This is a genomic window from Nocardia sp. CWNU-33, from assembly GCF_046764895.1.
Lineage (GTDB): Bacteria > Actinomycetota > Actinomycetes > Mycobacteriales > Mycobacteriaceae > Nocardia.
Map to the genome: position 1 here is coordinate 1 of NZ_JBKOQN010000053.1, position 15,340 is coordinate 15,340.

General features: G+C 63.8%; 12 protein-coding genes and 1 pseudogene. 6 read left to right on the forward strand and 7 right to left on the reverse strand.

The genetic code is table 11. From position 1 onward, the window contains the following. Nucleotides 1–867: 867 nt before the first annotated feature. The 3 genes and pseudogenes from ACLMAL_RS36630 (at nucleotide 868) to ACLMAL_RS36640 (ending at nucleotide 2,800) form a co-directional block, all read left to right on the forward strand. Complete coding sequence (locus ACLMAL_RS36630; protein ID WP_412003253.1) at nucleotides 868–1,116, forward strand: hypothetical protein; 249 nt, start codon at nucleotides 868–870, stop codon at nucleotides 1,114–1,116. 187 nt (nucleotides 1,117–1,303) lie between these two features. After that, nucleotides 1,304–1,447: pseudogene (locus ACLMAL_RS36635) on the forward strand (IS5/IS1182 family transposase); the annotation flags it as partial. 174 nt (nucleotides 1,448–1,621) lie between these two features. Then, complete coding sequence (locus ACLMAL_RS36640; RefSeq protein WP_412003254.1) at nucleotides 1,622–2,800, forward strand: serine hydrolase domain-containing protein; 1,179 nt, start codon at nucleotides 1,622–1,624, stop codon at nucleotides 2,798–2,800. A 1,580-nt stretch (nucleotides 2,801–4,380) separates the two neighbouring features. Here the strand turns inward: ACLMAL_RS36640 and ACLMAL_RS36645 are convergent. Continuing rightward, complete coding sequence (locus ACLMAL_RS36645) at nucleotides 4,381–4,899, reverse strand: hypothetical protein (protein WP_412003255.1); 519 nt, start codon at nucleotides 4,897–4,899, stop codon at nucleotides 4,381–4,383. An 802-nt stretch (nucleotides 4,900–5,701) separates the two neighbouring features. Here ACLMAL_RS36645 and ACLMAL_RS36650 point away from each other — a divergent pair. Together ACLMAL_RS36650 and ACLMAL_RS36655 are read left to right on the forward strand one after the other, a co-directional pair. Then, nucleotides 5,702–6,712, forward strand: a complete 1,011-nt coding sequence (locus tag ACLMAL_RS36650) for a hypothetical protein (protein ID WP_412003256.1) — start codon at nucleotides 5,702–5,704, stop codon at nucleotides 6,710–6,712. 10 nt (nucleotides 6,713–6,722) lie between these two features. Then, a complete protein-coding gene (locus ACLMAL_RS36655) occupies nucleotides 6,723–7,337 on the forward strand; it encodes a restriction endonuclease (protein ID WP_412003257.1) in 615 nt (204 codons plus the stop codon). Nucleotides 7,338–7,567: 230 nt separating this feature from the next. Here the strand turns inward: ACLMAL_RS36655 and ACLMAL_RS36660 are convergent, their stop codons facing one another. Further along, nucleotides 7,568–9,121 carry an acyl-CoA carboxylase subunit beta gene (locus ACLMAL_RS36660; protein WP_412003258.1) on the reverse strand — a complete coding sequence of 518 codons (1,554 nt, stop codon included), beginning with the start codon at nucleotides 9,119–9,121 and terminating at the stop codon, nucleotides 7,568–7,570. 724 nt (nucleotides 9,122–9,845) lie between these two features. Between ACLMAL_RS36660 and ACLMAL_RS36665 the strand changes: the two genes are divergently transcribed. Continuing rightward, complete coding sequence (locus tag ACLMAL_RS36665) at nucleotides 9,846–10,265, forward strand: DUF4236 domain-containing protein (RefSeq protein WP_412003259.1); 420 nt, start codon at nucleotides 9,846–9,848, stop codon at nucleotides 10,263–10,265. 659 nt (nucleotides 10,266–10,924) lie between these two features. Here the strand turns inward: ACLMAL_RS36665 and ACLMAL_RS36670 are convergent. From ACLMAL_RS36670 to ACLMAL_RS36690, 5 genes are all read right to left on the reverse strand, one after another. Next, nucleotides 10,925–11,680 (reverse strand): thioesterase II family protein, encoded by a 756-nt coding sequence (locus ACLMAL_RS36670; protein WP_412003260.1) that lies wholly within the window; start codon nucleotides 11,678–11,680, stop codon nucleotides 10,925–10,927. 197 nt (nucleotides 11,681–11,877) lie between these two features. Beyond that, a complete protein-coding gene (locus tag ACLMAL_RS36675) occupies nucleotides 11,878–13,146 on the reverse strand; it encodes an MAB_1171c family putative transporter (protein WP_412003261.1) in 1,269 nt (422 codons plus the stop codon). Nucleotide 13,147: 1 nt separating this feature from the next. Then, entirely contained in the window at nucleotides 13,148–13,660 is a 513-nt protein-coding gene (locus ACLMAL_RS36680) for a hypothetical protein (protein WP_412003262.1), read from the reverse strand. 617 nt (nucleotides 13,661–14,277) lie between these two features. Then, nucleotides 14,278–14,742 (reverse strand): hypothetical protein, encoded by a 465-nt coding sequence (locus ACLMAL_RS36685; protein WP_328410842.1) that lies wholly within the window; start codon nucleotides 14,740–14,742, stop codon nucleotides 14,278–14,280. Nucleotides 14,743–14,805: 63 nt separating this feature from the next. Beyond that, nucleotides 14,806–15,279 (reverse strand): DNA-directed RNA polymerase subunit beta, encoded by a 474-nt coding sequence (locus tag ACLMAL_RS36690; RefSeq protein WP_412003263.1) that lies wholly within the window; start codon nucleotides 15,277–15,279, stop codon nucleotides 14,806–14,808. Between the last annotated feature and the right edge of the window lie 61 nt (nucleotides 15,280–15,340).

A 15,340-nucleotide genomic window follows, 5' to 3' on the forward strand; every position in this document is an offset into this window, starting at 1 on the left:
CTACCACCGCCGCCGACGGCAGACCGCTCTCGGTCGTTTGACGCCAATCGAATACGAGACGATCATGACCCCACCGGCCAGTCAGGCCGCGTGATCGAACCTGTCACCTGGTCGTGCAGCAGTCCCCACTGTGGTCGAGCTGGCTCGCACGCGTGATGTTCCCGTTGATGTTGTGTGGCCCGAAGGTGCTGCGCGCAAGCAAGGTTGACTGCGCAAGGGCATGACTACGTCGATGGTCGGGCATCCCTAATCTTGCTCGCCGCCCAACCACGAGAAGGCGTTGTGAATGGCATTCTCGTCGCTATTGAAGATCTCCAATCTGATTCGTATCACCGTATAAAGCTGGTCCGCCCATGACTTTGCCAGCTCGACATTTTCGCCCGAGCTGCGAGAGAGGCTCAGAATAAGGTGTCCTCTGTGAAGGGCGTTGAGGCAACGTTCCATCGCGTGGGTCTCGAGCGACCACCATTCAGAGGGAGCGACTCCGCTCGCCATGGAACATGCCTGTCGGTACAGATCAATGAGGCCAGACTTTTGTGCCATGGCTCGAATGGAACTACTCGGCGCCAGGTTCCCACTGGGCGGCGGGGCCTGCGAGAAGTGGGGGTGGGAAAGGGCGTGGACGGTGATGAGATGGGTGTGTCCTGTACGATTTAGTTGGCGAAGTCCAGATGTAGTTGGCGAGCGGCCGGTGTACGGGGGAGTTGGTCGTCAACCGGGCTGCAACCTCGAGCCTCGGCGGTCCGACGGGAGTTGGACGCGCAGACCGATGTCTCGACGGGCACGCGGTCGCGGGTGATACGGCGGGTGAGCATGCCTACGGTCCTGGTGTGGTTCCGCTGCCGGGCCGCAGCACCTTCTACGCGTTTGATCGATGCCTTGGCGGTGGGGCGGCACAGCTTCGGCTCGGTGGTCACGCGGCGGCAGGCGGCGACCGGCGCGGCCGTTCACGCCACGCTGGCGGCGTGGCTGGGTGAGCAGATCCAGATCGATTCAACGCCTTTGGACGTGATGGTGCTGTTGGAACCGGGTGTTGTTGCGCGGGCGGATCTGACGATCGTGGAGAACCGGGCTCGCCATGCTGCCAGCAGTCGGTGCGCGCCGTCGCGGTCCTAGATGTCGGCGGGCATCCCACGACAAGCATCATGACGGCGGCTGGGGAGGTTCTCGGTCGTGACATCTGGTGACGCGTGCAACGTTCCTGCAACCCTCCTTACCGCTATCGTGCGGCGTCCCCTGTGCAGATATGCTCCCACAGCACCTGTACCGCAATCATGAAGCGACCGAAAGCGCGCAACAGCAACGCGCGGTCGGCGAACGCGGGAACTCGATGCTGAAGGCCACATTCAAAGTCTTGCGGCGAATCAGCCTGTGCCCCTATCGAGTCGGCGCCATCGTCGTCGCCGGTCTCGTCCTGCTCCGCATCGAACGCGGCTGCGCCGCTTGACCACCGTAAACTGCTCCCCGGAAAAGGCTCATTGTGACCATCCGGGCTGGCGAGATGGGCTGGTCGGGCGTCGTCAACACGTCACTGTTCTCGGAGATCAATCGTTAGCGTCCTGCCCATCCAGAGTATGGGAGTAAGGACGGCTCGCGGATAGAACGGAGGAAAGCACTGCTCATGAACATGCTTCGGCGATACACCACCAGGGTCGCGCTGTCGGGAATGACGGTCGGGGCGATCTTCGCCGCGACGGTATACGGCAGCGGCACCGCGGCGCAGGCGGTACCAGCAGCCGCGCCGTCTCCGGCGCTGACCGAGGCGATGGACCAGGTCGTCAAGAGCGGATACGCCGGTGTCCAGGTGGTGATCGACGGTCCTGGTGGGCATCGCACCATGACCGCGGGAGTCGGCGACCTCCAGACCGGCACACCGTTCGCCGACGATGCGCGGGTGCGGATCGGCAGCAATACCAAGACCTTCGTGGCGACGGTGGTCCTGCAGTTGGTGGCCGAAGGCGAGGTCGAGCTCGACACACCCATCGAGCAGTATCTGCCCGGCTTGGTGCAAGGCAATGGAAACGACGGCAACCGAATCACGGTGCGGCAGTTACTGCAACACACCAGCGGCATACCCGACTACCTCGGCAGGGTCGGCGGCCGCAAAGCAAGCGGCGGCGCCCAGCTCGACCCCATTTCCGAGGCGATTCGCTGGCAGCACTTCGAGCCTGCGGACCTGGTCCGCAGGGCCATGGCTCTGCCGCCGATCGACGAACGCGGTGCGCGAGCCGAGTACACCAACACCAACTACATCATCCTGGGCATGCTGATCGAGAAGGTGACGGGCCAGTCCCCCGCCGCAGAGATCAATCGCCGGATCATCGAACCGCTGGGCCTGCGCGCGACGTACTTTCCTGCCGACGGCGAAACCGGAATCCGCGGTCCGCACCCGTCTGGCTATCACCAAACCGGCGGAAAGCATATCGATGTCACGGCAACCGATACCTCATGGTCGGGCGCTGCGGGCGCGATGGTTTCGACAGCGTCGGAGGTGAATCAGTTCTTCAGCGCACTGCTGGCCGGAAAGTTGCTTCCCGCAGCGCAGTTGGCGGAAATGCAGCGCACGGTGCCCTTCGATCGGGAGCCCGATGCCGGCTACGGCCTCGGCCTGATCCATCGCCCGGTGCCTTGTGGCAAGGAGGTGTGGGGCCATGGTGGCAGCATTCCCGGCTTCGAGGTCCGCACCGGCGTCGCCGCCGACGGGACCGCCGTCGTTGTGAGCGCCAACCAGCTTCCGACAGGCCGGGAGGCCTTCGCCGCCGTCGAGAAGGTCTTCGACATCGCGATCTGTGGTGCATGAGTCACCCTGCACAGCAGCCGAATTCCGCTACTGCGGACTTCCCGGCGGCACGACACGACCTGCTCCGGCGAGCACGACGGTCGACGACCGGTGGACCACTGATGCGTCGCAAGAAGGTGGCGTCGGCCTACCTGCCGCCCTCGCCGCGATGATCGCAGGAACCGTGCTCGGCTGCGCCGGCCCGATCGACCCGAACGACGGGCAGGCGGGAATCGACCGGCCGCAACGAACGGCCCGGATGTGCTTTGGCCCCGACTGTGGTCGTCATCGACTCGCAGACCGTCGGCGGCGACGATACCGTGGTGGCGGCCACGGTCGGCAGTCACCTATCTCCGGACGGTCGGAGCTCAGCACGTCCAGACATACTTGGCGAACAGCATGCCTGAATGGTTCAAGGGATCGGCACCGAGTGGACCGGAGGCGTACATAGCCACTGATCGTGTTCGCTGAATCGCGCCAGCGGCCCGATGAGTGGAAGTGCGACTCCGCGGACGGCTCGCCGTGCGTTGTCGGCATCCCGTTGCAACCGAAATCGCAGACGCGCTGGCCGGTTTGGATCATTGAATGCCCTGGTTCTCATCTTGTCCTGAACCATGGGCGATCTTCACGATCCGCTAGGTGTTGTTGGCCTTTCGTTGTCGGGCCGCCGCCGTACTGGCTTTCTTGCGCTGTCGGCTCGGATCGTGACGGGCCGGGGTCCAATGGCTCTGGGCACGGGATCGCGAGAAAAGCCATGCTTCCCATCGGAATTCGATGCCGTCGGCGTCGACATCGCTGATCAATTCGCGGGTAAAGCAGAACCAACGGCTCCGATCGACTCGATTGTTGAGAAGCGTCGAAATGTCCGGCGGTGGCGCTCACCCGCGCCGATCACCGCCGATAGTGCTATCGCCGGAGCGCTGCGTGTGTGGGTCTCGGCTGACGTCATCAGTCCTGTTGGGCCGCTACCGGATGCGAGGTCACCCGAGTCAGCTGTGTGCGGGCAGTATTTCGGCTCGATCCCCGACACGCGTCGAAGGCAGGCTGATTCTGACCGCCGATAAGGAACAGAGTCGGTGGCTATCGTCTAGAACGGCGGTTCGTCGTTGCGGCTGGGTGCCGGTGCGCTGCCCACGGGTCGGAGCGTGCTCGCTCGGCTTCTGCTTCGGCTTCCTGTCGGGCCTTCCCGGCTGGCCAGATGCGGGACGTGAGCAGGCGCGGGACTCGTCGCAGTTCGTCGGCGACCACAGGGAACTCGGTCTGCAGGACGGTGAGCACTGCCAGCCGCAGGGGCCTCCGCTCAATCACGCGATGGAGCCGAACCAGTGCGCAGAGCGGCGGACTCAAGGTCCGTGAGCTAAACAGTCTGATCGAAGATCCCAACGGGGCGACGGCGACCATCGAGTTCGACTACATCCTAATGAGCAAGCCGACATCGACGGCGTGACGCAGGAGAGGAACTCATGACGGCTTGCAAATGCCCGGATGGACGGGTATATGCCGCGTGACCTTGCGGACCGGTACGGAGTCGAATCGATCCGCTCCGGTCGCCGACGGCCCGACTTGATCACCGGCGACCGGGGCTGACCATCGAATCCGGTCTACAGATTCAAGTCCGGGCTGTAGATACGAGCGATCCCCTGGCCGTTTTTGGTGACTTCGGTGAAACTGCGATAGCGATGCCCGGGCTTCGCCAGCGCCGTGTCCACAGTCAACGGAGGGGAGGGATACTTGCCGTTCAAGCAATGAAATGGGCCGCTGGTCGCGACCTGCTCGTTCGCCCCGGTCTCATACGCGTTGTAATCCACAATGGTCACGACCATGGTGCAATCGGAATCGGGCGTGATGTCGCCAGATTTGATCGAGAGGCCGCCGAATGCCCTGGGTACCCCATTCTCGGCGTAAATGCATGACTGTACTTCTGCGGAGCCATCGCTCGACAGGTATGAGCCCGAGCAGCTGTAAGGGCTATCCGGGGTGGCGACAGCGGCAGGTGCGAACAGGAGTAACGGTGCCGCACTGGCACAGACGGAAGACAGGACACGTGACAACGAACCGATGGACATGTAAGACCTTTCGATATCAGAAGCATCAGATCCTCGACGAATGATCTTGTCCACCTTATGTGTAGGCCACATGACGGGTACTTGCCGGGTCGCGCAGACACGTATGTCGAGGGCGGGGTGGTCCCGCGCGCTCATGTTGCCTGCCGCGCGTTCTCGCAACGACGGCGCTCCCTGATGCACTCGAGCCGCCAGGTAAGGTCCTGTGCGCCAGCGGTTTCGCTCTGAACCGGCTAGCCCGTATTCATCGCCGCGCCTTGAAATCACCTACACCGCAACACCGCTCACTGTTGCGTCGATCCGACCGCCACGAGGTCGGCCTCGAGCCCAAACCTCCGCTTAGCGCTACTTTGGTGCCGATGTTCCTGCACTGCCAGCAAGATCAAAGACCAGCCCGATTCTGATCTCGATAAGTGAACCGAATCGGGCTGTAGCTATGACAATTGAAGAATGGGCAGACGCTGGCGCCGTCGGTGTCCTGTATGTCGGACGGCACTTCCTCGCGACGCTCATCCCCAGCGCCGCTACTGCTCTCCGGCCTGCGTCGCCCGCGCCTACCGTGCCCGTAAGAAGTTCGGTGCGGTGTATGAGCAGGTGCTAGCCGCTGGCCGGTGCCCTGTCGCCGCCGAAGAGCGGGAGGCGGGAATTATCTGTCCCGGCTGTGGCTGGTGGATATTTCCGGGCGGCCGGGACCTCCGCGCCGATGCCCGTCATTGCTCACCAACCTGTCGCCAGCGCGACTACCGCCGCCGCAAGCGCGAAAGAAGTTCGTGATCATGACGCATAGCCGTGACACTGTCACGGCTGTCGTCATGATTAGCGCCGATGCTGTCGGTACCTGGGTTCACACTGGCTCGACATGAAGTCCCACCCGGCCATGAACGCGCCGGAAACCGAAGAGGGAGAAGCGATGTCAGGTCGCCCGTGGGTTGAGCGCGCAATCAAACCAGGAACCGAGACGACGACCGAGTTGTACGTGTACCTGCCCTACGAGAGCGGCTCGAACCGGTACTGGCTCAAGAAAGTGCTCGGGAAACGGGTCAGGCTCACGCCGGTGCAGCGCAACGGCCGCACGGCCTGGAAGATCGGCCGGGAGCACATGCTGCGGCTCGCGTCGGCGATGGCCGACAAGTACGGCGAGATCGAGCTACAGCTCGAGATCTCGAAGACGATGCAGTGTGACACCAACTGCGAGGACGCGAACCCCGCCACGGTCTTCAAATGTGTCTGCGCCTGCGGCGGGGAGAATCACGGCGGAGTTGGCCGCTACAAGGACTGGTACCGCGCCGAACGAACGACCCTGCTCCGCAGCGATAAAACCGAAATGAAACAGGTAATCATCACCCGCGGCCAGATCCAGCTGCCGAAACAGAGCACCGAAACCACCGGCCCCACAGTCGCACCGGCTGCCCAGGTGGAACCACCCCGCCAACCACAGCCAGCCCCGCCACCACCCCACCCGGCGACGTCACTGCCATCACTTCCGTCGGAACCCGCACCTTGCACAGTGATTCCAGCGGCGAACCGCTTCGGCGATCCCAGACGTGGGCCCGCCGACTTCGTGCCGCGACCGCCGGCCAGCCCTGCGCCACCGGCACCCGAACCAGTACGGCGCAGACTCGGAGGCCCGTTGATTGCTGCTGTGCTGGCGCTCATCGCACTTAGCGCCGGGATCTGGCTGATCGCGCCACCCGACCACCCTGCCGCGCAGCAGGTAACGAACCAGGAAACGATCCAGCCGCCTATCACGCAAGCGGAGCTACCGCCACCGCTCACCGAGGCGACTCCGGCCTCGCCGCCGCCCGAGGAAGCTCCGGCCCCACCGCCACGGTTCCCGGTAGGCTGCTACCCGTTCCAGTCGGACTGCTAGGGGCGCCGGGATGGGAAGACGACGTGGTCGGCGCGGCCGCGGATCGGACGCGGCGGCGTTGATATTCATGGCCGCCGTCGCCGCGCTGGTGGTAGCACCCAAGGTCGCGGACGTCGCCGAACGGCAGGCCGTGGTACTCGCTTCTGCGGGGATGTGCGCGCTGGCAGCCGTCGCCGCCGTGCTGGTGGTATGGCATCGCCGCAGGGTGCGCGCTCGCGATGACGCGCGGGTGCTGGTGGCGCTACGGCAGAACTCGCTGAGTCCCTCCGAGTTCGAGGAGGCGCTGGCCGCGTTGTGCCGGCGGGACGGCTGCACCGATGTCCGGGTGGTCGGCGGATCCGGCGATCTGGGCGCCGACGTGATCGCCCTGGCACCCGATGGCCGCCGAATCGTGCTGCAAGCCAAGCGATACCGCAATGGCCGTAGCGTGGGCAGCCAAGACGTGCAGCGGTTCGGTGGAACCGCGCACACCATCCACGGCGCCGATGTGGCCGCCGTGGTGACCACCGCGCATACGTTTACCCCGCAAGCACGGGCGTATGCGGCCAAGGCCAGGATCCTGCTTGTGCCGGCAAGAGAGCTCGCAGCGTGGGAATCGCAGACCGGGCCGGCTCCTTGGGACTGAACCGGGCGAGTGCTGGCCAAGCCCACGTGCCGTAAATCGTGGCGGCCGCCGGGTCTTCCACGCCTTCGCCGCTCTCGCCGAGTTCATCCGCGAGCTGATCGTCGACGGCACTACCGAGGGCGGTTTCTGATGTGGTGTGCTTCGGAGCAGAACGCCGCCCGGCGCCGATGGTCTCGGTACTGCCACGATGGATCTGCTGTCACTGACGGACGAATGAGCGGTTCGGAAGATCACATCGGATACACCGGGTGCTTGCGCGGGTTGAACTCCGGCTTCACCGGCGGCTTTCCGCGCAACAGGTGCAGTGCGCGCCGGATCTCCAGACGGGTGTGCGCTGGTTCGATGACCGCGTCGATGTAGCCGCGTTCGGCCGCGATCCACGGGGTGGCGATCGTCTCGTTGTACTGGTTGATCATGAACTCGCGCGCCGCTGGCCGATGCTCCTCCGGCACCGCCGCCAATTGCCGCCTGCCGATGAGGTCGACCGCGCTTTCGGCGCCGATCACCGCGATCCGGGCCGTCGGCCAGGCGAAACTGATATCGGCACCCACCTGCCGGGCCGCCATCATGCCGTAGGCGCCACCGTAGGACTTGCGCACGACCAGGTTGATGATCGGGACCGTCGCCTCGATGATCGCGCGCGGGACCCGGCCGCCGCGGATGATCACACCATTGGCTTCCTGCTCGAGGCCCGGCAGCACGCCCGGGGTGTCGGCGACGAAGACCAGCGGGATATTGAACGCGTCGCAGAGCCGGATGAAGTAGGTCGACTTGTCCGAGCAGGCGGCGTCGATGGAACCACCCAACACCAACGGTTGGTTGGCGATCACACCGACCGGATATCCGTCGACTCGGGCAAACCCGGTGATCAGATTCGGGGCGAACGCGGCGCGGATCTCGTGGAATTCACCGTCGTCGAAGATCCGTAGCAGGATCTCATGCATGTCATAACCGGCGCGATCGGAATCCGGGATGATCGTGTCGAGCTCGCGATCGGAAGCAGTGATCTCCGGCTCCAGACCGGGGTTCACGATCGGCGGCTGCTCGAGACAGCTCGTCGGCATGTAGCTCAGGTAGTTGCGGGCCCAGTCGTAGGCTTGCTGCTCGGTGTCGGCCACGTGATGCAGGGTGCCGCGTTCGGCCTGTACCTTGGCGCCACCGAGCTCCTCGGCGGTGATGTCCTCACCGTTGACGGCTTTGATCACCTCCGGCCCGGTGACGAACATGTAGGAATCCTTGGTGCCGATGAGCACGTCGGTGTTGATCGGCCCGTACACCGAACCCGCGGCGCACTTGCCGAGAATGATCGACACCTGCGGCACATACCCGGACAGTTTCTCCAACACCCGGGAAATGTCACCGAACGAAGCGATCGAACCCACCGCGTCCTGGATACGCGCACCGCCGGAATCATTGATCGTCACCACCGGGCACGCGGTGTCGAACGCGAGTTGCAGCGCCCGCATGAACTTGCGGGCGGAGGTGATACCGACCGACCCGCCGTACACGGTCTGATCGTGGGCGATCACCACCACCGGACGGCCCCCGATCAGCCCGCGACCGGTGACCAGCCCATCACCGTAGAGAGCATCCGGTTGGCCGGGCTGACGAGCAAACGCACCGGTCTCGATGAACGTCCCGCGGTCGAGCAGCATGTCCACACGCTGGCGAACGCTCGGAATGCCCTTCTTCTCCCGCTTGGCGGCACCGGCCTCGCCTGCCGGTTCCGCAGCGATCGTCAGGATCTTGACCAGTTCATCGATCTTCGCCTGGGTACCTGCCACGCTCGCTGCCACCTTCCAAACCGACTGTTGTGCCGTCGCGACGTTAAGCCCGTATCGACACGGAACGTGTCATTGAACCGGATATACGGGATAAATCACAGTCGAGGCCGGGCGCACATCACATCTCACCCAACGAGTTCGAACACAGTCAGGGGTATGCCTCTCGCTGACCACCTCGAGAGGGTCGACCGAGCGGCGGCAGAATGCGACCCCTCAGGCCAACGCCTTATCGCAGGCTGCCAACCCGATGCTGCACACATGAGCCCGCCCGTCGGACACTGACAGCCGACCTGGTTACCGGACCGCGACGGCGGCGGGCAATGAGCAGGCGCACAACGCGCGGGCTCTCGATCAGGCGGGCGCCGCGGTCGCCCTGCTCGGCGAGATGTCAGCCGAAACCCTTCGCAACGCTATTGCTTCGCTGCTCGCCGGCACGCCAAGGAGGTTGCTGCACCTCGAGATGAAGTGGTGCGAGATCGGTCAGAGCTGCGCCGAGACCTCTTCGGCACGAAGCGGGAGGTTCGCGACTCGAGGTTTCGAACCGGTGTGGACCCGGGATAGGCAGACCAGCGGCGGGTTCGTCCTTCCGCGGTATTCGACCGACTTTCAAAGTGGTTGTGATAACTGATCACGATCGCTGTGGATTCCGCCGATGATGGGGCATAGTCGCCAGTACAATCGTGTGCTCATAGGCGAATGATCTCAATGCTCAGTGCGGGGGACGATGGCGCGCATACACCGGAAGCTCGGTCCGGCCCGGATTACCATCGCCAAAGGCGGTCTCGGGTACAGCGTCGGTGGACCGTTTCTGCGGGTGACCAAGCGGGTAGACGGCAGGGTACAGCGGACATGGAGGGTTCCCCGCACGGGCCTGCATGATACGAGGGTGGTGGGTCCGAGGGCGGCGGGCCGGCCGGGTCGACCATCCAATTGGGCAGCGAATTCCGGTGCGGTGGAGGCCCACACACCGTTCACCCGCTCTCGTGCACCAGGATCGGTGTTCTTGCTGATCGTGGGTACGGGCTGGGCTGCTGGGGTGATCGTGCTCCTTGTGCTGGGTTCGTTGCTGAATGCGCTGCTCCTTGCTGGACTGGGCGCATTCCTGTTCTATTGCGTGCGAGACACCGTAACGCGTCGTCGCTGACATCGAATCTGCCTGGGTCAGTGAGGATTACGGCGCGTACGGCGCCGAGCAGTTTGCCGAGGGAATCGCTGAAGTGTAGATTCGGCTCGGCTTGTGCAAGTATCTGCGGGCGGGAGGATCGGGCACAGGGTTGAACGAGCCGAAATCCCGTCCAGCACAGTAACGTTCATGCACCGCAGACCTAGTCACGGGCTGTATTCAGCTGCCGCATCGGTGATGTGGTTCTCCGGTCGAGACGTCGGGATTCAGGCACTTCGACAGGGCCTTGAATACCGCGTCGGCGCGAATTCCCCAACAGCGGTAACAACGTGAGCAGTTCTCTTCGGCTGACGAACTGGATCAATTGCCGGTGCTGTCACGATTTGCTGCGGGCTCCGCCCTTCCCCGGATCATCTGCCTCAATCCGCCATTGGCCACCGGCGGCGCGCATCAGTGCCTGGGTCGCATCGCATCTGCGAACTGCCCGTGACGTCGTGGTACTGCCGCTGATCGGCTTCGGTGCGGAGAGCCACTGCCGGCGACGCCAACGACGGCATTGAAGTGATCGAGGACTGGCTCGACTCATGAGCTAGGAGCGACGACCGGGTGGCCGAGTGCTCATCCGGTCGTCGCTGACCTGCGTTCAGAAGCCCCTCGATATGATCCGCGACGATTCCCGCCTAGCTCAACAGCGCTTGTGAGCTCTGATCGCGGATCAGCTGCCCTACTGGGCTGCAATTTGCATCGAGAAAGAAATGACCGCCTGGGAATGATTTCGCAAAGAAGCTTCCAGAAGTGTGTGAGCTCCACGCCTCGATGTCCGCGAGACTTGCGTCGGGGTCGCGGTCACCGGCAATTGCGACGATGGGGCAACTGACGATCGCGTCCGTAGTGCACTCGTAAGTCTCGATAGCCCGGTAGTCGTTTCTGGTGATCGAGAGGATAATTTCCCGAAACTCAGGATCCTCGAGCAATGCCGGTGGTGTGCCACCGACGCTCAGTAATTGTTCACACAGTTCTCGATCGCTCAGCAGGTGCACGGTCCCGGGTTGCGTCGACGAAGGGGCGCGCCGACCGGAGGCGAACAGGACTCTCGCGGTCGCTCCCACTTCCTGCTCGAGCCGCCTGCAGGCTTCGAAAGCTACGACAGATCCCATACTGTGGCCGAAGCCGGAAAAGCTCTCGGCGTCCTTGACCGTTTCGATCAGCTCGGGAAGCAGGCCGTCGACCAGGTCTGAAATGCTACCCACGAGCGGTTCATGTCTTCTATCTTGTCGTCCCGGATACTGGACAGCAAGAACGTCGTATTCTGATCCTATGCACTTGGCCAATGGTCCGAAAGATATGGCGGAGCCGCCGGCGTGAGGAAAGCAGATCACTTTATGTGATCCATTCCCGGGGGAGGGAGATAGGCGACGCAGCCAGCTATTACCCATAGGGTAGAGTGCCTTTCGTTAGGTTAGTTCGACCACCTCGAATGTACTCCGAGGGAAGCTCAATCATGCCCATTGGGGTCGGTCATCGAGACCGCTCTTGGGTCGGTGGTACTTGTACTATTCTGCTATTCCTCGAGTTTGGCGTTAAGAAACAACCCGGACTCGGCAACCGGGTGGTCTCGTCGTCGGGGGACCTGTCATCGGCGCACCGCCGACGCGCCGGAGTGCAGCGACCGGGCGTGTGGGGAATCCACTCGATCTGCGGATCCAGCCAGCGGCCGAGTCGGCTGGGGGCCATGGTCGATGGTGGTGGTCAGGCCGCGGACTTGTGGCCATGCCTTGGCAAGTGCGAGTAGCCGGCGCAGCTCTGCGGTGAGGTCCCGTGCCCCCGGTTGGACTTGGTGCCGGGGCGTGAACCGGCTCGCGCTCGGGGGGTGCCCGGCAGCTTTGGTGGCAATGGCCTCGGCGATGCGGCGGGCATGGATATGTGGGTCACCGCCTGTGACGGCCAGATCGTCAGGGCTGTCGCTGTAGCGTTTGAGATGCAGCAGGCTGTCGCGGATCTCGACCGTCATGCGGTGCAGACGGATGGCCGGGTCTGTTCGGCCGTTGGGGTCGCGCCGCATCTCCAGGACGATTTCGGGTACGGCCGCGGTGAGATCGGCCCACATCGGCCGTAGTCGGCGGCAGTATCGGCCGGTGCGGTCCCATCCGATGTGGGTGAGCAGGGTGCTGATCAGCGGCACGGTGATCGTGGCGGGAGCGCCGACGGCAGAGAGAAGGAAGGCGCTCCATGCTTCCCAGTGCATTTCGGGATCGAATGACGGTTGGCCTGTCATGAGACTGATGACGGTCCCGAGCGGGTATCCGACCGCTACGATTCCCAAGCCCACTGTGGTGCCCAGGACCGCTGTGTACAGTGCACGTTCCTGCCAGGTGGTGTCGCCTGCGGTGCGCATCTCGCGCACACATACCCGGCCGAGGAGCAGGGCTGTAGCGCCGAGCGGCAGGGAAAGCGCGACGCAGACCACGACAGCCGGCCAGCCCAGGGCTTGGTCGATCAACTGGTCGGCGTGGCGGGCGGGCGTCCCTGCGATCAGGATGGTGGCGGTGGCGGTGATCGTGACGAGGTAATAGCGCCGCTGCCTGCGCCACGTGTGGGCGGGATCGGCGCCTGCCCACAACTTGGCAAGGCCGTAGATATTCGACATGGTCAACACGGTTGCTCCCAGCGAGAGCTGTCGGGCGATGTTCACCACGTCGCTGTCGTCGCCGGGCAGCAGCCAGGCCAGTGACTGTTCGAACCAAGCCTCCCGTAACAGGTTTTCGACGAGAGCGGCGGCGAGCCCTCGGTTGATGAGCCGGTCGACCATGCTGTCCCGCAACAGCCACCACCGACCGGCGAGCACCAACGTCATACCTGTCAGGACGGGCCAGGTGATCAGCCCCGGGATCGGGGAGGTCATCTCAGCGGTGCCGGTTTCGGAAGAACGTCGAGCGGAACCGGCTCGCCGACCGCTTCGGCAGCATCGCTTCGACCAGCAGCAGGTCGGCGAAGGTTTCGGCGGCGCGCTCGCGCTCACTGCCGTAGTCTTGGCGGCGCAGTACGCTGTGAATGGTTTCCAGCGACAGCGAGGGCATCAATTCGCGCAACGGCAGATCAGCCGCGGCACCACCGGGACCGCTCGCAGTCCCGCCGTGGCCGAGCAGCATGTGACCGATCTCGTGGGCGATGATGTGATCGGCATGCCATTCGGTGTCGGCCCCGTACATGATCACGTCGTCGCCTTCCCGGGCAATCCACAGGCCGCTTCCGGTGCCGCATCCGTTACCCAAGAGTGCGCCGACGTCGATCGGGCACAACGTGATCGGCCGTCCCCGGTACTCTGCCACCCGCGCGATGTATTCCGTTATGTCCCATGGGTGGGGGATCGGTACCAGGCGACCCAGCTCTTCGAATCGCGTGGCGAGATCCTCCACTATGCCTTCCCCTCGTTGATCACGTGACCCGTGCCGATATTGCGGTGAGCGTAGTTGCCTGCGGAGCATGTTGTCGGACAGTCTATTTCGCGGGCTTCTCCACCTTTGACCCGTCCTGCTCGAGACCTTCTTTTACGTGTCTTCGACTTGACTGCGGCGCGCCTGGTTCCATCTGATGCGGTGACTAGCAGCACAGAGCGACCCAGTGTGTCGGGGTGATCGTCGGCGGGCTGACGGGTGAGTCGACCTTGCTGCGGACGGGGGTGTTGCGCAAGCATTCTCGTATCCGCCTTCGCGGGATTGGCCCCAACATCATCGGCCTTGATTCGCTCATTACTCGAGCCAGCTCTTGCGCTGGCAGTGCGAACCACGCCGCCGCGGCCTGTCCACCCTGCACGGTTACGAGCACATGCCTGCCCGGCTGGGGCGACCGGCGGGTGCGCGGGCTGTCCCGTCCGTGGCATCTGGCGACCGCATGCCCGGCAACTGACACCTGGGACGGGCGCTCAGCCCTTCCAGCGATACCGAGTCTTCGGCCGCCCCGCCCTGCCGTAATCAGCGCGGCGCTCGGCCGGCCCGTCGTGGGCCAGTTTCTCCAGGTTGCGCCCTGAACGCATTCACCAATCGTGCGTTGGTTTCAGCTCTGCCTTTGCTTCTGCGAGGAGGTCGGATTGCAGCGACGAGCAATGAGCCCACCAGTCAGGGTAGGTGACCGGGTCTCGAACGGCGTCGTGCAATCCCCGGGCATGAGCAACTACGCGGTCCCGCAAAGCGTCTGAACAGATAATCTCGACCCGCTTCTCTGCTAGCCAGACGCTCTCGATCAGTGGCTTCATGTCGGCGGGGGTACCGCCGCGCTCGCGGATATCGAGTTCTCCCTGCAGTCGCTGCGTTGTCTCGAAGTAGTCGATGATCGCTGACTTCACCTCCTCTCTGCGGGCAAGGCGACTCTCCGCGCGGAACTTGAGCTTCGCTGCACGCGCCGAACTCCGTTGCACCATAAGCGTTGCCGATGAGCCGAGCCCCGCGCCGAGTAGTGGTAGCAGGCCCGTAACCAGCGTTGAAACAACCCCTGTCGACATGACTCCAATTCTCGCAATCGGCTGCCCATCTCGATCCTGATTGCCCACTATCGCCGGTTGTCGTCAGACATGCGACACAGCCCGGCCCGGTCCCACGCATGCGCGAACGGACTCGATGACGAGGAGGCCGGAGGGCCGGAAAGTGTCGCGTGGTGGTTCGATCCATTGCCTGATGGCTCCGGATTGGATAGTCGGTGACGGCAACGCCACGGTGCCTCCATCCCGGATCACAGATGCGTTGTGGCGGAACAGATCAGCGAACAGCGGCACATCGTCGGGTACATCGGGTCGGATCAAGAAGGTCCACCGGTTCGACCGGGGATGCGACAGGATCGGACCGATGGCGGCTCCGCGTCGGCCCATGTCGTGTTTGACCGACTGGCCCAGTGGTGCGGGCATCGTCAGTGCCCAGACGTGTGTGGCTTTCATGATGATGCGCCCCAGGCTCGGCGGATCGATGGTCGCGGGCAGATCGCATACCCGCCGATAGAAGACGCAACGGGATACCGGAGAATCCCCGAACGGTATGTGGTCCATCGGGTTTGGCCTTTGCTCAGTTCGACAGGGGGTTAGGTGCGCCTGGTGCCACGGACTCGAC

What these genes read in the sequence shown, in the direction of transcription:
- ACLMAL_RS36640 (WP_412003254.1), top strand. Translation starts at nt 1,622, where the DNA reads ATGAACATGCTTCGGCGATACACCACCAGGGTCGCGCTGTCGGGAATG.
- ACLMAL_RS36650 (WP_412003256.1), top strand. Translation starts at nt 5,702, where the DNA reads ATGAAGTCCCACCCGGCCATGAACGCGCCGGAAACCGAAGAGGGAGAA.
- ACLMAL_RS36655 (WP_412003257.1), top strand. Translation starts at nt 6,723, where the DNA reads ATGGGAAGACGACGTGGTCGGCGCGGCCGCGGATCGGACGCGGCGGCG.
- ACLMAL_RS36665 (WP_412003259.1), top strand. Translation starts at nt 9,846, where the DNA reads ATGGCGCGCATACACCGGAAGCTCGGTCCGGCCCGGATTACCATCGCC.
- ACLMAL_RS36670 (WP_412003260.1), bottom strand. Translation starts at nt 11,680, where the DNA reads ATGGGTAATAGCTGGCTGCGTCGCCTATCTCCCTCCCCCGGGAATGGA.
- ACLMAL_RS36675 (WP_412003261.1), bottom strand. Translation starts at nt 13,146, where the DNA reads ATGACCTCCCCGATCCCGGGGCTGATCACCTGGCCCGTCCTGACAGGT.
- ACLMAL_RS36685 (WP_328410842.1), bottom strand. Translation starts at nt 14,742, where the DNA reads ATGTCGACAGGGGTTGTTTCAACGCTGGTTACGGGCCTGCTACCACTA.
- ACLMAL_RS36690 (WP_412003263.1), bottom strand. Translation starts at nt 15,279, where the DNA reads ATGGACCACATACCGTTCGGGGATTCTCCGGTATCCCGTTGCGTCTTC.